Here is a 19,157-nt window from a genome sequence, read left to right on the forward strand (position 1 = left end):
TGGTAGTTCAGTTGGTTAGAATACCGGCCTGTCACGCCGGGGGTCGCGGGTTCGAGTCCCGTCCACTCCGCCACTTAATATCGACAACCTCGCTTATGCGAGGTTTTGTCAAATCTAGAATATGAAAATTCTATAGGGGTGTAGCTCCAATTGGCAGAGCAGCGGATTCCAAATCCGCGTGTTGGGAGTTCGAATCTCTCCACCCCTGCCACATATCAGGCTCTGACTTAGGTCAGAGCCTTTTTTGTATCTGGTATCTTCTCATTATTACAGCTTATTTCTACTCTTATCCCGTAAGTATGGCTTTCTGCTGTACTTTGGCAGCATTTAATCTACTGAACGAACGAAACTACAGTTAGCTGTAATGATCAGTGGCCCGAAATTTTAATAATAAAGGGGAATCACTATTTATATTTAGTTACACTCAACCGATCTGGATTAATGAGTAACTATGTATGGATATATCTCGTCGACGCTTTCTTCAATCATCCTTAGCAATCTCCGCGCTTACCGTTCTACCTGCATGTTCTCTATCTAGGAGCACTAATAAGCAGGGGCAATATATATACGATATCACTGCAGAGCCTTCTACTGCAGAATTGGTCCCTGGGTTTAACACAGACGTACTCGCATTTAATGGTTCGATTCCAGCGCCTACGATTCGTTGTCGCCAAGGCGAGAGAGTTATAATTCGGTTTACTAACAAGCTTTCAGAGCCGACTACAATCCACTGGCATGGCTTGCGAATCCCTATTGAAATGGATGGTGTACCTTTCTTAAGCCAGTTGCCTATCATGCCGGGTGAAACATTCGTTTATGAATTTACACCACCAGATGCGGGCACATTTTGGTATCACCCACATATGAATAGTGTGAAGCAGCTTGGTATGGGCTTAGTTGGGCTAATTATCGTTGAAGAGGCTGAGCCTGTTCTATTTGATGAAGAACAGGAAATAGTTCTAAAGCATTGGCATTTAGACAAACAAGGTCAGTGGAAGAACCTTATGGTACCGCGCTTGAGCGCTCGTATGGGGACTCCCGGAGAGTGGAGTAGCGTCAATGGTGTGCATGAACCTGTTTATACGCTGAAGCAGAATGCTACCACGCGATTAAGAATTGCTAATGTCGATAACACCATTACTTACCCGATCGCTATAGAAGGGGCAGAGGCTTGGGTTATTGCTATAGATGGTAATCCTGTTAAAACGCCTTATAAGCTCACTCAGCACAAAATTGGTCCAGGAATGAGGTTAGATATCGGGTTGATTGCTCCGAAGGTTGGAAAACGTGTTTATGTGCGTCAAATGAAAGGACGCTTCCCATTCCCTTTGTGCGAGTTTGACGTTGTTGAGTCTGACCTGCCGAACAACCAGAAACTGCCTTTATTACCTCTCAACCCTGTGCCAGCTCTCGATTTGAAAAATGCAGAGCAAATCGATTATGTGTTTGAGTGGGAGGGCGCGATCATTCCTGCTGATAAATCGGGCAAAGCGATACCTAAATTCTGGCTGATGAACAAACGGGCTTGGGAGGGAATGAGCAAAGATAATATTTCGCCGCCCCTTTCAACATTGGAGATGGGAAAAACCTATATCTTCAACCTAAAGAACGTCACCCAATATCATCATCCTACTCACCTTCATGGGCACACATTTACGGTTCTTGAGTTAGATGGAAAAAAACTCGACGAACCGTTTCATACCGATACGGTCTTGCTTGGAAAAAACGGCAGTGCGAAAGCGGCATTTGTTGCAGATAACCCTGGACGTTGGATGTACCATTGCAATGTGATCGAACACATGAAGACGGGGTTGATGGGTTATATTGAAGTAAAGTGACTCCTGTAACTTTTTAAATCTTGATAAGTTTTAAGCGCTGTACTTGGCTGAATTCTAAGATTGTATAATCACTATTGCCGTAAATTTGATTACAATGTCGCCATTAACTTTTCTGGGGGAATTATGGGACAACTATCCGTTTTGGGTTTTATTGCATTGGGTGGTGCATTTGGTGCATGTTCTCGTTACTTAATTTCTGAACTTTGTGTCATTTTATTGGGGCGTGGTTTTCCATATGGTACGTTAACCGTTAACGTTGTTGGCTCATTTATGATGGGCTTATTGATAGCAGCTTTCGATAATGAACTTTTGGCAACGGAACCTTGGCGACAAGTGATTGGCTTGGGTTTTTTAGGGGCACTAACGACGTTTTCCACCTTCTCGATGGATAATGTGTTGCTTATGCAGCAGGGCGCTTTCTTTAAGATGGGGTTGAACGTATTGTTGAATGTCGTGTTAAGTATTTCAGCTGCGTGGATAGGCTTTCTATTATTGATGCGCAGCTAGCAAAGTAGTTAAAAATTGAACAGGTCGGCTTGGTTTCACCAAGCCGTTTTTATATACTGACATCACTTGTCGGAGTGCCATAAGGCTGAGACCGTTAATTCGGGATCCGTTGAACCTGATCAGATTAGAATCTGCGAAGGGAACAAGAGAAGATATTCACACCGGAGTTCTTTCTGGTTGACCTATCAAAAGTCGAATGTTGTTACAGGCAAATATCGTAAGCTTTAATTAGCCTTAATTTGACTCCTCTTGTCGCATCTATCCGCCAAGCATTTTTATCCAATTACTTTTTATCTAGTATAACAAAGCAAGGAAAAATGCTATGTCGAGTCGCAAACAAGCGAGACTGGAAGCAAAACAGTTCATTGATACACTCTCGGTACAACCGTACCCCAATTCAAGCAAAGTCTACGTTGAAGGCTCACGTCCAGATATTCGTGTGCCAATGCGTGAGATATCACTCGCTGATAGCCTTATTGGAGGCACAAAAGAAGCGCCTATATTCGAACCTAATGAGCCAGTACGCGTTTACGATACGTCGGGTGTATACACAGCTCCAGAGCACACCATAGACCTCTATAACGGCTTACCTAAGCTGAGAGAAGGGTGGATTGAAGAGCGTGCCGATACTGAGCTACTTGATGAAGTAAGCTCGGTGTACACCAAAGAACGCTTAGAAGACGAAACACTAGACGATCTTCGTTACGGTAATCTACCACGTATTCGACGTGCCAAAGATGGCCATTGTGTGACCCAATTGCACTATGCTCGCAAAGGTATTATTACCCCAGAAATGGAATACATCGCGCTGCGTGAAAACATGGGGCGTGCCAAGTATCGCGATGAAGTGCTGAATCAACAGCATCCGGGTCAAAGCTTCGGAGCGAACCTACCAAAAGATATTACCGCCGAATTCGTGCGTAAAGAAGTCGCCGAAGGTCGCGCTATTATCCCTTCCAATATTAACCACCCAGAATCCGAACCAATGATCATTGGACGTAACTTTTTGGTCAAAGTGAACGCCAACATCGGTAACTCATCGGTCACTTCTTCGATTGAGGAAGAAGTAGAAAAGTTAGTATGGGCAACGCGCTGGGGTGGCGATACCGTTATGGATCTCTCTACTGGACGTAACATCCACGAAACTCGCGAGTGGATTCTACGTAACAGTCCGGTTCCGATCGGTACCGTGCCAATGTACCAAGCGCTTGAGAAAGTGAATGGTGTTGCTGAAAACCTTAACTGGGAAGTGATGCGCGATACCCTGATTGAGCAAGCAGAGCAGGGCGTTGACTACTTTACTATCCATGCCGGTTTACTACTTCGTTATGTGCCAATGACTGCAAAACGCGTTACTGGTATCGTCTCTCGTGGTGGTTCTATCATCGCGAAATGGTGTTTAGCGCATCACCAAGAAAGCTTCTTATATACCCACTTCCGAGAGATCTGTGAAATCTGTGCTAAGTATGATGTGGCACTTTCTCTCGGTGATGGTCTGCGTCCTGGCTCGGTGGCCGATGCTAACGACGAAGCGCAATTTGCAGAGCTTCGTACCCTTGGTGAGTTAACCAAGATTGCTTGGGAATACGACGTACAAGTAATTATCGAAGGTCCTGGCCATGTTCCAATGCATATGATCAAAGAGAACATGGAAGAGCAGCTGGAGCACTGCCATGAAGCTCCTTTCTATACCCTTGGCCCACTGACGACAGACGTCGCTCCTGGTTACGACCATATTACTTCAGGCATCGGCGCTGCCATGATTGGTTGGTATGGCTGTGCGATGCTTTGCTACGTCACTCCTAAAGAGCATCTTGGCTTACCAAACAAAGAAGATGTGAAAGTAGGCATGATCACTTATAAGCTTGCTGCGCACGCCGCTGATTTAGCGAAAGGGCACCCAGGTGCTCAAGTTCGTGATAATGCGCTTTCTAAAGCTCGCTTCGAGTTCCGCTGGGAAGATCAATTCAACTTGTCACTCGACCCAGATACCGCGCGCGCTTTCCATGATGAAACCTTACCTCAAGAGTCCGGCAAAGTTGCTCACTTCTGTTCGATGTGCGGACCAAAGTTCTGCTCGATGAAGATTTCGCAAGAGGTACGAGAGTACGCGAAAGACACTGAGCAAGTTGCTGCGGACCAAGCTATCTCGATTAAAATGCTAGATGATCCTCTTGAAGGGATGCGTCAGAAATCGCAAGAATTTAGAGAGTCAGGTTCCGAGCTATACCACCCAGCAGCACATGCCGAGGTAAGTGACTAATGAGCAAAATCCTTATTCCGTCATCGTTGATTGAACTGACAGGTTTAGTTCAGCAATGTTTGTTGTTGGCGAAAGAACAGGGCTTTAGCATAGAAGACATTGAGTTGGGTGTGAGCCCAACTCAATCTATTCAGCTTGTTCGCGGCCAACAGACCACACACATAACGACTGATCTCATTGATGATTATGACTCTGAGCATGAGAGTTCATTTGTGCTCTATTACCGTTCTGCTTTGTCGGTAGAAGCGTGTGCTAAGCAACCGTCGAAAGCGATTTATATTGGTATTGCTGATACTCAGGTATCCGATGAAAAGGAGAAAGTGCTTCAGCTTGATATCTGGCGTCACCCAATTAACAACGAAGTGAGAGCGCTTTCCGTTAAGTCCAAATTCAACGCAATGTTCGCTCCCAAATATCACCTTGCTTGGATAGTAACGCTGACAGTACTCGATTTTCCTATCGAAGATGCGTTAACACTTGCTCGAGGAATGTTAACTCAACAAGCGAATGTTTCACGTGAAACACTGTTGAATGACAATCTTGACGAGGGAAGATCTACTCAGTGGGCTGACCAATTTAATGATTTCCCCACACCTGTACTGGAAGATAACCGACTAGGTATTCAAGTTGGTTGGTCTGCACAAGGCGATAGCGTTAGCTTTCCAACTCTGACTAAGCAAAGTTTAGGGCTCTATCCAGTCGTTGATGATGTTGCTTGGATTGAACGTCTATTGCCACTAGGCATCAACACTATTCAACTGCGAATCAAGAACCCACAACAAGCCGATTTAGAACGACAGATCATTCGAGCAATTGAGCTAGGTCGTCAGTATCAAGCACAAGTGTTCATCAATGACTATTGGCAGTTGGCAATCAAGCATGGCGCTTATGGCGTTCACCTAGGACAAGAAGACATAGAAGAATCGAATTTGGCTCAGCTAACTAAAGCCGGTATTCGTCTTGGTCTTTCTACTCATGGTTATTATGAACTACTGCGCATCGTACAAATTCATCCTAGCTACATCGCGCTAGGGCATATTTTCCCAACCACCACAAAACAGATGCCATCGAAACCACAAGGTTTGGTGCGCTTGGCACTGTATCAAAAGCTGATTGATAGCATTCCTTATACAAACACAGAGTCGGTTTTCCGTCCTTCAAAAGACAAAGAAGTTAGTGGTTATGTACGAGGCTTTCCGACGGTCGCTATTGGTGGCATTGACCAATCTAATGCTGACCAAGTTTGGCAAACAGGTGTTTCTAGCTTAGCAGTAGTGCGTGCTATTACGTTGGCAGAATCACCTCAATCGGTCATCGAGTTCTTCGCACAACTGATGAAGGAAAGACAGCTAACGTTTACTGATCAGAATATTGAGTTGGCGCATAGCAAGAGAGGTGAGCATGCTCACGGATAAGCAGTTCCTTCGCTATCAACGTCAAGTCGCTCTGCCAGAAATTGCCGAAGTTGGGCAAGAGCGTTTGAGTAAATCGCATGTTCTGATCATCGGTTGTGGTGGGTTAGGAAGTGCTGCGAGTTTGTACTTGGCATCAGCGGGCGTTGGTAAATTGGTTGTGGTCGATAACGATGAAGTTGATAGCAGTAACCTGCAACGCCAGATCATTTATCGTGAACAAGACCTTCAAGTTGCGAAAACAGAAGCGACTGTAAAGCAACTCACTGAACTTAATTCTATGGTCCAAGTTCGTGCTCTCAATAAGCGATTAGACAAAGCACAGCTTCAGCTTGAGGTGATGCTAGCGGATGTGGTGCTCGACTGCACCGATAACATGCCAACGCGTCAGCTCATTAACCAAGTTTGTTTCGAGCAAAATACGCCGCTCATCTCGGCGGCGGCAATTGGTTGGCAAGGGCAATTCGCTGTCTTTGATTACCAAACACCAAGTGAACAAGAAGCGCAGAGTAAAGCGTGTTACCGCTGTTTGTATCCGTTCGACGAATTACCGCAAACGCAAAAGTGCAGTGAGAGTGGTGTCGTCGGTCCGGTGGTGGGCACACTTGGCAACTACCAAGCGATAGCGGCAATTCAAAAACTGGCGACGGGAAAGTTTCATGTCGAGACTGCCAAGTTACACCTGTTCGATGGATTGAAGCTGCAATGGCAAACCATGGCGATAAGCAAAGACAAACAGTGCCAAGTGTGTGCTCAGATTTAGCTTACGGGTAATGGGCAGAATTAAGAGAGTTGGAAGCAATGACGTTATCAGAACAACAAACAACACAAATGACAGCTGCTGACTTAGATGTGATCACTATTGTCATCAATGGCCAGTCACATCAAGTTGCCAGTGAGTCAAATCTACAGCAAATCATTAGTCAATTTGCGCTGCCTGAAATGGGCTGTGTTTTTGCAATTAATAACAATGTTGTGCCGTGCAGTGAGTGGGCTAGCACAGTTCTTTCACAGGGAGATAGCATCTCTTTGTTTCAAGCGATCGCAGGGGGTTAAAGTCGATGCTTAAAATTGGTGATAAACAATTCGAATCAAGACTGTTCACGGGAACAGGGAAGTTTGCCAACAGCCGATTAATGGCAGAAGCGATTCAAGTATCGGGTTCTCAACTTGCGACCATGGCGTTGAAGCGTGTGGATGTGAACGACCAACAAGACGATATTTTGCTACCGTTAGTACAAGCGGGTGTGAACTTATTGCCGAACACCTCAGGTGCAAAGAATGCTAAAGATGCTGTGTTTGCAGCACAATTGGCGAGAGAAGCGTTGGGTACTAACTGGTTAAAACTAGAAATTCATCCAGACCCGAAGTACTTGATGCCCGATCCAATTGAGACACTAGCAGCCGCTGAGCAACTGGTTCGTGAGGGTTTCATTGTCCTTCCTTATTGTCATGCTGACCCGGTTCTGTGTAAACGATTGGAAGAAGTAGGCTGTGCTGCAGTCATGCCATTAGGTGCGCCGATCGGTTCTAACAAAGGGATAGTTTCTCACGATTTCCTAGAGATCATCATCGACCAAGCTAATGTTCCTGTCGTTGTTGATGCGGGTATTGGTGCTCCTTCACATGCCGCGCGTGCGATGGAAATGGGCGCGGATGCCGTGCTCGTCAATACAGCGATTGCAGCTTCGAGCGATCCCGTTGCGATGGCGAAGGCATTTAAGTTGGCGGTAGAGTCCGGGCGTATGGCTTATGAAGCTGGACTTGCCGGTAAGGTTTCTCATGCGGTTGCGTCGAGTCCACTGACGTCATTCCTAGATGAGCTTTAGTCCTAGATTGGTTTAGCTATTAAGCGAGGAAAACATGAGCTTCGTTGAACAATTTAAGCAGCTTAATTGGGATGACATCTCGATGTCGATCTACGCGAAAACGGCACAAGATGTCGAGCGAGCATTGAATAAACCCAAGCGTGATTTGGAAGACTTTAAAGCGCTAATTTCACCAGCGGCTGAAGCGTACTTAGAGCAAATGGCGCAGCTGTCATACTCGGCAACTCGCAAGCGTTTTGGTAATACCATGTCGCTTTACATTCCACTGTACCTTTCTAACTTGTGCGCCAATGCTTGTACTTATTGTGGCTTCTCTATGGAGAACAGAATCAAGCGTCGTACTTTGAATAGGGACGAAGTGGCTGCAGAAGTTGAAGCCATTAAACGCATGAAGTTTGATAGCGTATTGCTGGTGACTGGCGAGCACGAAACTAAAGTGGGTATGAAATACTTCCGCGAAATGGTGCCTATGATTAAGAAGCGCTTTAACTATTTGGCGATGGAAGTACAGCCACTTGATCAAGACGAATACGCTGAGCTCAAGACATTGGGTTTGGATGCGGTGATGGTCTATCAAGAAACGTATCATCCTTCGACTTACGCCGAGCACCATTTGCGTGGCAACAAGATGGATTTCGAATACCGATTGGATACACCCGATCGTCTTGCAAAGGCGGGCATCGATAAGATCGGTATTGGTGCTTTAATAGGGTTGGAAGAGTGGCGTACCGACTGTTTTTATGTGGCAGCGCACTTGGACTATCTTGAGCGCACGTATTGGCAGACTCGTTACTCGATTTCTTTCCCGCGTTTGCGTCCTTGTGAGGGTGCGCTCCAACCCAAATCAGTCATGACGGATAAGCAACTTGTTCAGCTGATTTGCGCTTATCGTTTGTTGAATCCAGAAGTGGAGTTGTCATTATCGACTCGTGAGTCACCGAAGTTTAGAGATAACGCATTGCCTTTAGGCATTACCAGTATGTCTGCTGCATCGAAAACTCAGCCGGGTGGTTATGCGATGGATGATGTTGAACTCGAGCAGTTTGAGACCAGTGATGAGCGAAGCGCAGGTTCTGTGGAAGATATGATTCGAGCCAAAGGGTTTGACCCTGTATGGCGAGATTGGCACTCGGCGTATTCTGGTTAAGTAGCAAAGAAAGCCACTGGTCATCGTTATGTTTCACGTGAAACATAGGCAAAAAAAGAGGGTTGATGCAAAACATCAACCCTCTACTTTTTCTAGCTTCTAGCTTCTAGCTTCTAGCTTCTAGCTGTGTGCTACTGGTAGCGTTGCTTGACGAAGCCACTCTTTCACATCACCCTCAACAAGTGGGCTGATCTCATCCCATACCTTCTGATGGTAATCATTCAACCAAGCAAGCTCTGGACGAGTTAGCATATCAACGTTGATATTACGCTTGTCGATTGGACAGCGTGTTAGCGACTCAAATGATAGAACAGGGAAGTCACCGTTAGTTGGGGTTTCAACAACAAGCTCTAGGTTCTCGATACGGGTACCAAACGCATCCGCACGGTAGTAACCTGGCTCGTTGGATAGCACCATACCTTCTGTTAGAGGCACGTCGATTTGCTTCTTAGAAATGCTCGCCGGACCTTCATGAACACTTAGGAAGTGACCAACACCGTGACCGGTACCGTGATCGTAATCGTAGCCTTCCGCCCATAAGTGCTGACGAGCTAGCGTATCGATTTGGTAACCACGTGTGCCTTTCGGGAAACGTGCACGAGCAACACCGATGTGACCTTTTAGCGCAAGAGTGAACTGTTTAATCATCTCTTGTGAAGGCTGACCGATCGCAATGGTACGCGTAATGTCTGTCGTACCATCTAGGTACTGACCGCCTGAATCCACTAGGTAAAGTGTGTTCAGTTCTAGCTTGCCAGGTTCAGGTTGGTTTTCGTGGTTGTAGTGACACATCGCCGCGTTGCCGCCTGCCGCTGAAATGGTATCAAAGCTAAGATCCATTAGTGTCGGGTCTTCGCTACGAAATGCTTCCAGTTTGTCTGCCAGTGTCGCTTCATCATGCAGGTTACCAGCAGCGACTTCTGCATCTAACCAAGATAGGAACTTACTCATCGCCACACCATCACGGATATGACATGCTTTCATGCCTGCGATTTCAACTGCGTTCTTTGCTGCTTTTGGCATTAGGCATGGATCAGCTTTACTCATCACAGATGCGCCAGCGTTTTGTAGAACCAATTTAAACCACGCGTTACTTGTCGCAGGGTCAACCAGTACATTCTTGCCAGTTAGAGTTTCTAGCCGTGCTTGCAATGCTTCTGGGTGATGAACCGTCACGCCGGCACCAACATGAGCGTCAAACTCAGCAGGTAAGCGAGCAGGATCTAGGAAGTATTCTACGCTTGAGTCTGAGTGCAGAATCGCGTGAGAAAGCAGAACTGGTAGACGTGAGACATCTAGACCACGAACGTTGAGCAACCAACAGATAGAATCAAGTGCTGTGATCACTGCGCTGTCTGCACCGGCTTTTTTCACGAGCTCTGCGATTTCTTGGCGTTTGCTTTCACTTGACTGACCAACTGCTTCTGTTGCCATTAGGCGAACATCAGAAACCACAGGAGCAGGGCGGTCGTGCCACAGTTCATCAATTGGGTTGCTATCGAGAATCTTAAGCTCAAGTGCGCCAGCAAGTTTTGCTTGTGCCATGTCTAGCCAAGCAGCGTTGTGCATGCGAGGGTCGATTGCCACAGACGCGCCATTTGCAAGATGGTCTTTAATCCAATCTAGTGCAGGCTCTTCAATCAAGTGACGGTATTCGAATAGATCAGCAGGAACCTGCTTTGTTACTTGTACTGTGTAGCGACCATCAACAAAGATAGCGGCTTTGTCTTTGGTGATTACCGCAGCACCAGCAGAACCAGTAAAACCAGTTAGCCAATGTAAACGCTCGTTGTGCGCTGGTACGTATTCACCCAAGTACTCGTCTTCATGAGGGACAAGTAGGGCATCAATATTATGTTGTGCTAGCCATTCGCGAATTGCATTCACGCGGCTTTGGGTATCGTTGTGCATCTGTGTTATTCCTTCAAATTACCGCTCCTTCATGCTCAGGTGTGGGAGCTGTTTCCATCTGCTTCATGCAGTTTACGATTCCATTGAGGTTCGCAATCACTTCAATAGAGTCGGAGTACAACTAGGCCATAGATGAGCCAAAAAGGACTACGACAGTTAAGCTACTCATTTTAGCCGCTAAGCGCAAATTGAGTGCGGTGTTTTTATCTAAGGTGATCGGTTTTTTGTGTGATCATCGTACGTAGCCAGCCTAATGCAGGGTCGTTTTCTCTATCTCGGTGCCAGAATAAAGTGTAAGCCATAGGTGGGAATTCTAACGGTAGTGGCAGCACGACCAAATCAAGCTGTTTGGCCGCAAGTTGCACAAAATGACTTGGCGCAGTAAAGATAAAGTCGGTGTATGAACATAAACTTGCGGCACTGTTAAAGTCGGGCACGGTGACGGCAATATCGCGGTCGGCGCCAATATCTGCAAGGCGATAATCCAGCAACCAACGGTCGTTGCCATCACAACGTACTTGTACATGGCGTAGGGCGAGATAGGCTTCCAGATTCCAAGGTTGTTTTAGCGCAGGGTGGTTTTTGCGAATGATGCACATTTGGTAATCACGATAAATTTCCAACTCGCAAATGTCATCGGGTGGTTGAAGAGTCAGCTTGGCATCGTTTATATCGATATCTTTTCCAGTTAAGCCTAAATCCAGTTCGCCGCGTTGAAGCATTTTAAATGTATTATCCGACCACGGGTGTGTGCTAATTGTCACGCCAGGTGCTTGTTGAAAAATCGCCGGTAAGAAATGGGGTAGAATGAGAGGGTAGACACTCTCTACCGCTGCTATTTGAAAACGGTATTCGCTGCTTTGCGGAGAAAACTCTTCGGGTTGAGTCAGCACTTCTAACTGATTTATCAACAGATCCAGTTTCGGTTTAAGAAACAATGCGCGCGGCGTAGGTGTTAATCCATGTGAGTTTCGAGTGAAAAGAGGGTCATCAAATTGAATGCGCAGTTTAGCCAGTGATTTACTGACGGCAGATTGGCTTAAGCACAATCGGTGGGCCGCACGAGTAACATTTAACTCTTCAATCAGCACTTTAAAGCAGACCAATAGATTTAAATCGATACGAGCCAGTTTTTCGACGTTCACAGTGAATTTCCTCTGAGGAATAATGCTCATGATTATACATCATTTCCATTCATATCATCAGATGATTAAGCTTTACCCAAAGTTCTTTATCCAATTCGGAGTGTTGTGTGTCTAGCCAGTTTTCTAATAGTAAAAAACAGATGGCGTTATTGACCCTTTTGGTTCTTTTCAGTCCTTTAGCGATTGATATTTATCTACCTGCTTTACCTCTTATTGCTTCCACTTTTCAGGTCGATAATGCGCTAGCACAAGACACGATCACTTGGTTCTTATTTGCTATGGGTGTTGGTCAGCTATTCGCAGGTCCCTTAGCAGATAAACTCGGACGTCGAACTGTTGCATTGGGCGGTATCACCATTTACGCGATGAGCGCTTTATTGGCGTGGAGTGCTCAAAATATTGAGTGGATGTTGGTTTCCCGACTGCTACAAGGCTTAGGTGCGTGTGCGACATCGGTAGCAGCCTTTGCAACAGTTCGCGATATTTTTGGCCCGGAAAAAAGCGGCAAAATGATCAGCTACCTTAACGGTGCGATTTGTTTCATTCCGGCTTTAGCTCCAATTCTAGGTAGCTGGTTAACTCAGCAATTTGACTGGCGTGCTAACTTTAGCTTTATGGCGGGTTTTGCTGTGGTGTCTGGATCATTGATGTTTTTCATGATGAAAGAGACTAACCCGTCAACAGAAAAGCAAGCGGTGTTTAAGCTTAGTCGGTATTGGGCAGTGCTTAGCACACCATCTTTTGTTTTCCATGCGTCATTATGCTTGATGGCGATGGCGGTTATTCTTGCTTACGTTACCTCAGCACCGTCGGTATTGATGACGGGGATGGGGCTGTCGATGAATGAATTCACTTTCTGGTTTGGTGTAAATGCGGTGATAAACATTGCGGCATGTATGCTGGCGCCTAAGTTTATGGAGCGCGTTGGAACTCACAACACCTTGGTCACCGGGATCTCAACTCTGGGTCTCGCAGGTGTGATCATGCTAGTGATGAATGGTCAGAATACCGCGCTTTCTTTCATGCTACCTATCTTCATGTCTTCTGTAGGTTTTGCATTCATTCTGGGTGCAGCGGCAGGGAAAGCGTTAGAACCGTTTGGTGATAAGGCGGGCACGGCAGCTGCACTGCTTGGATTGTTCCAAATGAGTGGCTCTGGTTTGTTGGTGGGTACACTGCAACGCTTATCTCTGGATCCACAAACCTTGATCGCAATTCATATGTGGGTCCTATTACCTGCGTTGGGCGTTCTGTTTACAAAAGCAGGGAAGAACTGGCACTCGAGCTTTGCGAAAGCGTAAATCAGTGTAATTTAGTATTTTCCAATGTAAGTAAGGCGTGTATATTTGTCACTCAGACTTTTCCTGACACCATAACGGAACTCAAAAAGTAATGTCGTTAACCACGTATGAAATGGCTCGTATTCTAGAGCAAATGGAAGATTCACCAGAAAAGGTGATGTTTGGCAAGTTGCTTAATGAGCTGGGTAATCAAAGCTCCGAGCGTATTCGTAGTGCGGCTAAACAAGTACCTCTGCCAATTTTGCGTGATATCGTGTACCAATTTCAGCAAGTGATTGAGTCACGCAAAGATGAACAAGTCGAGCAGATGGCAAAAGACCTCGCTCAGCAAGGTATCTCAGCAGAAGAGCTACTGGCTTACTTGAATAAATAATAAAAAATCCCCGCATGATGCGGGGATTTTTTTAGCTCGTCATTTTCTTTTTCAGGATGTGGTCCAAAGACAGCGGTCCTGGCCCCCATACGATTACGATAAGAATCATCAATCCCCAAAGTTGGTGGTCATAAAAACCTTTCTCCCACAACAGTGGGTAAGAGATCACTGCGATGATGTTGAACACAAACAGCATTGCTGCCATCGGGCGGGTAATCAATCCCAGTGCCAAGAACACCGGTAGAACCAACTCCGCAGCCGTACCTAAATAAGCCGCCAATTCCCATGGCAAGATTGGCACTTGGTATTCCAGCTCAAATAAGTACAGCGTGCTATCCCAAGATGAGATTTTGATTAGTCCTGAATTGAAGAACACCCAAGCAACCCAAAAGCGACAAAAGAGAAGTAGTAAAGGGACAAAGGCTGCTTGTAAGGTACTGATTAAATCGTCGTACCGATTCACTAAGTTTTTAACCGTATCCGTCATAGAGTGCTCCTTAGATTGATTGCAATGTAAAGCCGTCAACGATATCGAGTGCCATGATGCGATTGAGATGAGCGAGTAAAACTTCAGGTATTTCGCTCAAACTCTGTTTCTGCTCTAAACATTGCAGCAGTTGGAACACATCGGCATCGAGTGCGTGACACAAGGCTTCTCCATTGGCTTGAATCGAGATGACACCTTGCTGTAATTGGTTGATATTAAGTTGTTCGAATTGCCCAGTTTGAATCGCGCTAAATAGATCGAATACTGCGTAGTTGGAGTCAAAGTTGCGGCAGCCCTTTTTAAGGTGTAAGACTAAAGCGGGTTGTTGCTCTTCACTCACTTCGCCAAGTAACGCAAGCGGTTTTAATTCCGCTGCATTGGATTGTTCATACTGTACTTGACGAGCTAGGTCGATATGCCACTCGAAGCGTGCGACTTCAGGGCTGTAAGGTGCTTGTGCGATCACCTGACTAAACTGCATGATGGTGTCTTGAAAGCCTTCGCCATAATGCACCACATTTCCTTCTTTTAATGGGTAAGAAAGAACATGCTGGCGAGCTATCTGTTCAAAGCATTCTTCACCAAGCAGCGCTTCAACCATCGGGTAGGTCGCGGATAACACCTCGCTTAAGCTGACGATAAAGTTATTGCGGTAAATCTGCATGCGTTCATCAGCGGTAAACGTATCACTGGCAATATCGCAATCTTCACCGAGTGCTTGATAGTGTAGGGCTTTAGCAAACTGGCTTTGTAAGGTGGCTAGATTCATGATGCCTTCCTTGGTTCGCTTTGTTCACTTGGAAGTGTGCCTTGCAACAGCAGTAGCGATGCTTTCTGTGCTTCTCCTAATAAGACTTCTGGCGCGGGGATATCCAAATCCCATTCAATCAACGTATGACGTGGACCGTGTTTTTTTGTCCACTGTGAAAACAACTGCCAAACTTCATCGCTAACCGGGCGGCTATGGGTATCAATCCATATCTCACCTTTGTCGAGTTGTTTAATGGTAAAACCTGCCAAGTGAATCTCATCCACTTTGTCGGCTGGAATCGCATCTAGGTATGTGTCGCAATCAAAACCGTGGTTGAACGCCGAAACATAAACATTGTTTAAGTCGAGCAATAAACGACAGTCAGTGCGCTTTTGCACTTCGGTAAGAAACTCCCATTCGCTGATGGTCGAATGTTGAAACTTCACATAACTAGATGGGTTCTCTATCAAGATCTCGCGTTGCAAATAATTCTGCACTTCATTCACGTTACGAGTGAACACGTTGAGCGCTTCTTCCGTATACGGAAGTGGAAGCAGGTCATTAAAGTAGTGACCGCCGTTTTCACTCCAACTTAAATGGTCAGAAACAAGAATTGGGTCGATTGAGTCAATCAGTGATTTAAGTTGCGCAAGATGCTTTTGACTAACACGTTCCACCGAACCTAGCGACAAACCAATACCGTGGCAGCTAATTTGATATTGCTCGCGAAGCGTTTGTAGCTGATGGCGCTCTGTTGCATTGGGTTGGAAATAGTTTTCACTGTGGATTTCTAACCAAGACAACTCAGGCTGGGATTGGCTAAAGTAATCGAGGTGAGGGGTTCTTAATCCAACTCCAACAAGGTCGTGGAAGGTGTGGTGTTTCACCTGAAACTCCTTTTCAAATCGTGCGGGAAGAGAAGGATGCGTCTTGGCTTTGCGTTGGTTGAGCGTCAACGCATCCTCACAATAGCTAGCGATAAAAGATTATGAAGAAGAAGTGCTACCGCCAGCGAGTTTGTCACAAAGACCTTTTGGTACGACTACGAATGCGTCTTTTGGGTTATCTTCTTTAGAAGTACCAGCGCATGAGCTGCTTTTTGTTGCACAGTCGTTTTTACCTGCTTTAGAAACGCCATAGCACTTTTCTTTTTCAGCAGCGACAGCTGGAGCTGCAGTTAGCATTGTGCCACCAAGAGCTAGAAGACCAGTAACAGCAGCAGTAACAGCTAGATTCGACTTTTTCATAATAAATTCCTCTGAATGATTTCCTTTACTTTAAGTTGGCAAGATGAATCACCTGTTTTGGCGTTTTTGTTATCAACTTGCTTAACTTAAAAGATAGGAAACTGGCTAAAAAACTTTCAGAAAAATTTCTGAAGTAAATGGGTTTGCAGGGTCAAATAGGTATAACTAATTGATGTGTTGGGCAAAAAAACATCGATTTTTTTATCAAGTTTTGTCTAAACAGCACCCGGTTGTTTAGGTTATAATCGGTTTTTATGTATAAATAACCAGTAGCTCTCATCATGATGGATCCATCTCTATTACTCGACGGTTTGAACGATAAACAACGTGAAGCCGTTGCAGCACCTCTAGAAAACTTGCTCGTTCTTGCTGGCGCAGGAAGTGGTAAGACACGCGTTCTTGTTCACCGTATCGCTTGGCTGATGTCGGTCGAGCAAGCTTCTCCGTTTTCAATTATGTCGGTAACCTTTACCAATAAGGCGGCGGCAGAGATGCGTGGACGTATCGAAGAGCTAATGATGGGCAGTGCAGGCGGTATGTGGAATGGTACTTTCCACGGCATTTGTCACCGTATTCTGCGTGCACACTATCTTGATGCGAAGCTACCGGAAGATTTCCAAATCATTGACAGTGACGACCAGCAGCGTCTGCTAAAGCGTTTGATCAAAGCGCAAAACCTCGATGAGAAGCAATGGCCTGCACGCCAAGTGGCATGGTGGATTAACGGTAAGAAAGACGAAGGTCTGCGTCCGTCGCACATTGATGCGTACCATGATCCAGTGACCAAGACATATCTACAGTTGTACACCGCTTACCAAGAGGCGTGTGACCGTGCTGGTTTAGTCGATTTTGCGGAGATCTTGCTGCGCGCACATGAGCTACTGCGTGATAACAAGTTCGTTCGTGAACACTACCAAGCACGCTTTAAGCACATCTTGGTGGATGAGTTCCAAGATACCAACAACATTCAATATGCTTGGCTACGTATGATGGCGGGTCCTGAGTGTCACGTGATGATCGTAGGTGATGACGACCAGTCGATTTATGGTTGGCGTGGTGCAAAAGTCGAGAACATTGAGAAGTTTACGCTCGAATTCCCAAGCGTGAATACCATTCGTCTTGAGCAAAACTACCGTTCCACTAAGACCATTCTGGAAGCATCTAACACCCTGATTGCGAATAACACCGAGCGTATGGGTAAAGAGTTGTGGACGGATGGCGTGGTCGGTGAGCCTATCTCGGTTTACAGCGCTTACAACGAATTAGATGAAGCCCGTTTTGCGGTGAACAAAATCAAAGAGTGGCAAGACAAGGGCGGTGCTCTGAATGACGCTGCGATGCTTTACCGTAACAACGCCCAGTCGCGTGTTCTGGAAGAAGCGTTAATTCAAGCCGGTCTGCCTTATCGTATCTATGGCGGCATGCGATTCTTCGAACGTCAGGAAATCAAAGATGCCTTGAGCTACATGCGTCTGATTGCCAACCGTAACGATGATGCAGCGTTTGAACGTGTAGTGAATACGCCAACGCGTGGTTTGGGCGATAAGACGCTTGAAACCATCCGTTTTGCGGCTCGTGACCGTGGTTGCACCATGTGGGAAGCGAGTGTAGCTATGTTGGACGAGAAGGTGCTTGCTGGTCGCGCTGCTGGTGCTCTGAGCCGTTTTATCGAGCTTGTCACCGCGCTAGAAGACGACACCTTAGAGATGCCGCTGCATCACCAAACTGACCATGTGATTAAATACTCGGGCTTGTTCGCGATGTACGAGCAAGAGAAGGGCGAAAAGTCTAAGGCACGTATTGAGAACTTGGAGGAATTGGTGACCGCAACTCGCCAATTCGAGAAACCAGAAGAAGCCGAAGACATGTCACTGCTGACGGCATTCCTAACCCACGCAGCACTAGAAGCGGGCGAAGGACAAGCGGACGAATTTGAAGATGCGGTTCAGCTCATGACATTACACAGTGCGAAAGGTCTAGAGTTTCCATTGGTGTTTATGGTCGGTGTGGAAGAAGGCATGTTCCCAAGCCAAATGTCGGCAGAAGAAGCAGGGCGCTTAGAAGAAGAACGCCGTCTGTGTTACGTAGGCATGACCCGTGCGATGCAGAAACTGTACATCACTTATGCTGAAATGCGTCGTTTGTACGGTCAGGATAAATACCATAAACCGTCTCGCTTTATCCGTGAACTGCCAGAAACTTGTTTAGATGAAGTACGAATGAAGGCGCAAGTTAGCCGTCCTTCAAGCAGTGGTCGATTTAGCCAAACTGTTGTGAAAGAGAGCTTTAATGAAACCGGCTTTACGCTAGGTTCTCGTGTGATGCATCCAAAGTTTGGTGAAGGCACCATCATCAACTTCGAAGGCAGTGGTCCACAGAGCCGTGTACAGATTGCCTTTAACGGTGAAGGCATCAAATGGTTGGTAACTGCTTACGCACGACTAGAGAAACTGTAAGGCTTGACCAAAACTCATCAACTTAAGGGCTGCTTCGGCGGCTCTTTTTGTTTGTGCAGTTTTGGTGTCGCTAACGCAGTAAAAAATGGAATGATAAATGGAGTACAAAAGCGCGACTTAACGATGCCGTTTGAAGTGAAAGGTGGGCGTTGTGGGTGAATGCCTGTTTTCAGCAGATCTACTGAGAAAAACTTTAGGCAAAGAAAAACCCCGAGGGCTTGCGCCCATCGGGGTTATAGTCTTACTCGCAGCAATCCAGCTACTAAGAGTGCTCCATGCATCTAATCCATGATAGTGTGCTGAATCCGTCAGCTTAATCCTTACGTCGCCTTCCTAGCGGTGTCCTTAGTGACCTTATCCTGGTCTGCTAACTATCCTCGTTAGCTCTCATCACTTGTTCCCTGAGCGGTGTCCCTGACATCATCCTGATGTTCAAATCCTTGCCTCGTCCAGAGGTGTCCATTTCCCGTCCTTAGTAGCAACCATCCTA

General features: G+C 46.1%; 17 protein-coding genes, 1 tRNA gene and 1 riboswitch. Of the genes, 12 read left to right on the top strand and 6 right to left on the bottom strand.

The features are described from left to right. Positions 1 to 134: 134 nt before the first annotated feature. From R7Q39_RS27325 to thiH, 9 genes are all read left to right on the top strand, one after another. Positions 135 to 211 (top strand) — tRNA-Trp (locus tag R7Q39_RS27325). Positions 212 to 455: 244 nt separating this feature from the next. After that, on the top strand, positions 456 to 1,838 hold the full coding sequence (locus tag R7Q39_RS27330; RefSeq protein WP_318077110.1) for a multicopper oxidase family protein: 1,383 nt from the start codon (positions 456 to 458) through the stop codon (positions 1,836 to 1,838). A 123-nt stretch (positions 1,839 to 1,961) separates the two neighbouring features. Continuing rightward, positions 1,962 to 2,345 carry a fluoride efflux transporter CrcB gene (gene crcB, locus R7Q39_RS27335; RefSeq protein ID WP_318077111.1) on the top strand — a complete coding sequence of 128 codons (384 nt, stop codon included), beginning with the start codon at positions 1,962 to 1,964 and terminating at the stop codon, positions 2,343 to 2,345. Between the two features lie 60 nt (positions 2,346 to 2,405). Then, positions 2,406 to 2,504, top strand: a riboswitch (TPP riboswitch). A gap of 163 nt (positions 2,505 to 2,667) precedes the next feature. After that, positions 2,668 to 4,608 carry a phosphomethylpyrimidine synthase ThiC gene (gene thiC, locus R7Q39_RS27340; RefSeq protein WP_318077112.1) on the top strand — a complete coding sequence of 647 codons (1,941 nt, stop codon included), beginning with the start codon at positions 2,668 to 2,670 and terminating at the stop codon, positions 4,606 to 4,608. Next, the gene (locus R7Q39_RS27345; RefSeq protein ID WP_258473977.1) at positions 4,608 to 6,023 is read left to right on the top strand and encodes a thiamine phosphate synthase; all 1,416 of its coding nucleotides are present in this window, start codon (positions 4,608 to 4,610) and stop codon (positions 6,021 to 6,023) included. The genes thiC and R7Q39_RS27345 overlap by 1 nt, the downstream gene beginning before the upstream one ends. Continuing rightward, a complete protein-coding gene (locus R7Q39_RS27350; RefSeq protein WP_104979863.1) occupies positions 6,010 to 6,783 on the top strand; it encodes a HesA/MoeB/ThiF family protein in 774 nt (257 codons plus the stop codon). The genes R7Q39_RS27345 and R7Q39_RS27350 overlap by 14 nt, the downstream gene beginning before the upstream one ends. A gap of 38 nt (positions 6,784 to 6,821) precedes the next feature. After that, positions 6,822 to 7,076, top strand: coding sequence for a sulfur carrier protein ThiS (thiS, locus tag R7Q39_RS27355; protein WP_054702541.1), 255 nt, complete (start codon positions 6,822 to 6,824; stop codon positions 7,074 to 7,076). Between the two features lie 5 nt (positions 7,077 to 7,081). Then, positions 7,082 to 7,849, top strand: a complete 768-nt coding sequence (locus R7Q39_RS27360) for a thiazole synthase (RefSeq protein WP_005397059.1) — start codon at positions 7,082 to 7,084, stop codon at positions 7,847 to 7,849. Between the two features lie 34 nt (positions 7,850 to 7,883). After that, positions 7,884 to 8,996, top strand: a complete 1,113-nt coding sequence (gene thiH, locus R7Q39_RS27365; RefSeq protein ID WP_318077113.1) for a 2-iminoacetate synthase ThiH — start codon at positions 7,884 to 7,886, stop codon at positions 8,994 to 8,996. A 120-nt stretch (positions 8,997 to 9,116) separates the two neighbouring features. Here the strand turns inward: thiH and R7Q39_RS27370 are convergent, their stop codons facing one another. Both R7Q39_RS27370 and R7Q39_RS27375 read right to left on the bottom strand, forming a co-directional pair. After that, on the bottom strand, positions 9,117 to 10,907 hold the full coding sequence (locus tag R7Q39_RS27370) for an aminopeptidase P family protein (protein ID WP_318077114.1): 1,791 nt from the start codon (positions 10,905 to 10,907) through the stop codon (positions 9,117 to 9,119). Between the two features lie 203 nt (positions 10,908 to 11,110). Then, complete coding sequence (locus R7Q39_RS27375) at positions 11,111 to 12,052, bottom strand: LysR family transcriptional regulator (RefSeq protein WP_005378791.1); 942 nt, start codon at positions 12,050 to 12,052, stop codon at positions 11,111 to 11,113. Positions 12,053 to 12,159: 107 nt separating this feature from the next. Here R7Q39_RS27375 and R7Q39_RS27380 point away from each other — a divergent pair, with 107 nt between their 5' ends. Together R7Q39_RS27380 and R7Q39_RS27385 are read left to right on the top strand one after the other, a co-directional pair. Then, on the top strand, positions 12,160 to 13,353 hold the full coding sequence (locus tag R7Q39_RS27380; RefSeq protein WP_318077115.1) for a multidrug effflux MFS transporter: 1,194 nt from the start codon (positions 12,160 to 12,162) through the stop codon (positions 13,351 to 13,353). 91 nt (positions 13,354 to 13,444) lie between these two features. Beyond that, entirely contained in the window at positions 13,445 to 13,726 is a 282-nt protein-coding gene (locus R7Q39_RS27385; protein WP_005378786.1) for a hypothetical protein, read from the top strand. 31 nt (positions 13,727 to 13,757) lie between these two features. On the opposite strand, the gene R7Q39_RS27390 is transcribed toward R7Q39_RS27385, so the two are convergent. The 4 genes from R7Q39_RS27390 to R7Q39_RS27405 form a co-directional block, all read right to left on the bottom strand. Further along, positions 13,758 to 14,213, bottom strand: a complete 456-nt coding sequence (locus tag R7Q39_RS27390; protein ID WP_054575520.1) for a DoxX family protein — start codon at positions 14,211 to 14,213, stop codon at positions 13,758 to 13,760. A 10-nt stretch (positions 14,214 to 14,223) separates the two neighbouring features. Beyond that, complete coding sequence (locus tag R7Q39_RS27395) at positions 14,224 to 14,982, bottom strand: DNA-binding domain-containing protein (protein WP_213870896.1); 759 nt, start codon at positions 14,980 to 14,982, stop codon at positions 14,224 to 14,226. Next, positions 14,979 to 15,851: a DUF692 domain-containing protein gene (locus R7Q39_RS27400; RefSeq protein ID WP_213883939.1), complete on the bottom strand. Its 873-nt coding sequence runs from the start codon at positions 15,849 to 15,851 to the stop codon at positions 14,979 to 14,981. The genes R7Q39_RS27395 and R7Q39_RS27400 overlap by 4 nt, the downstream gene beginning before the upstream one ends. A gap of 99 nt (positions 15,852 to 15,950) precedes the next feature. Next, positions 15,951 to 16,211 carry a DUF2282 domain-containing protein gene (locus R7Q39_RS27405; protein WP_318077116.1) on the bottom strand — a complete coding sequence of 87 codons (261 nt, stop codon included), beginning with the start codon at positions 16,209 to 16,211 and terminating at the stop codon, positions 15,951 to 15,953. 281 nt (positions 16,212 to 16,492) lie between these two features. Between R7Q39_RS27405 and uvrD the strand changes: the two genes are divergently transcribed. Beyond that, positions 16,493 to 18,667, top strand: a complete 2,175-nt coding sequence (gene uvrD, locus R7Q39_RS27410; protein ID WP_005378778.1) for a DNA helicase II — start codon at positions 16,493 to 16,495, stop codon at positions 18,665 to 18,667. Positions 18,668 to 19,157 lie beyond the last annotated feature (490 nt).

The sequence above is a fragment of the Vibrio sp. 947 genome (assembly GCF_033339115.1).
GTDB classification, from domain to species: Bacteria; Pseudomonadota; Gammaproteobacteria; order Enterobacterales; family Vibrionaceae; genus Vibrio; species Vibrio alginolyticus.

Coding starts and splice junctions, on each gene's coding strand:
- R7Q39_RS27330 (WP_318077110.1), top strand. CDS start 456: ATGGATATATCTCGTCGACGCTTTCTTCAATCATCCTTAGCAATCTCC.
- crcB (WP_318077111.1), top strand. CDS start 1,962: ATGGGACAACTATCCGTTTTGGGTTTTATTGCATTGGGTGGTGCATTT.
- thiC (WP_318077112.1), top strand. CDS start 2,668: ATGTCGAGTCGCAAACAAGCGAGACTGGAAGCAAAACAGTTCATTGAT.
- R7Q39_RS27345 (WP_258473977.1), top strand. CDS start 4,608: ATGAGCAAAATCCTTATTCCGTCATCGTTGATTGAACTGACAGGTTTA.
- R7Q39_RS27350 (WP_104979863.1), top strand. CDS start 6,010: ATGCTCACGGATAAGCAGTTCCTTCGCTATCAACGTCAAGTCGCTCTG.
- thiS (WP_054702541.1), top strand. CDS start 6,822: ATGACGTTATCAGAACAACAAACAACACAAATGACAGCTGCTGACTTA.
- R7Q39_RS27360 (WP_005397059.1), top strand. CDS start 7,082: ATGCTTAAAATTGGTGATAAACAATTCGAATCAAGACTGTTCACGGGA.
- thiH (WP_318077113.1), top strand. CDS start 7,884: ATGAGCTTCGTTGAACAATTTAAGCAGCTTAATTGGGATGACATCTCG.
- R7Q39_RS27370 (WP_318077114.1), bottom strand. CDS start 10,907: ATGCACAACGATACCCAAAGCCGCGTGAATGCAATTCGCGAATGGCTA.
- R7Q39_RS27385 (WP_005378786.1), top strand. CDS start 13,445: ATGTCGTTAACCACGTATGAAATGGCTCGTATTCTAGAGCAAATGGAA.
- R7Q39_RS27390 (WP_054575520.1), bottom strand. CDS start 14,213: ATGACGGATACGGTTAAAAACTTAGTGAATCGGTACGACGATTTAATC.
- R7Q39_RS27395 (WP_213870896.1), bottom strand. CDS start 14,982: ATGAATCTAGCCACCTTACAAAGCCAGTTTGCTAAAGCCCTACACTAT.
- R7Q39_RS27405 (WP_318077116.1), bottom strand. CDS start 16,211: ATGAAAAAGTCGAATCTAGCTGTTACTGCTGCTGTTACTGGTCTTCTA.
- uvrD (WP_005378778.1), top strand. CDS start 16,493: ATGATGGATCCATCTCTATTACTCGACGGTTTGAACGATAAACAACGT.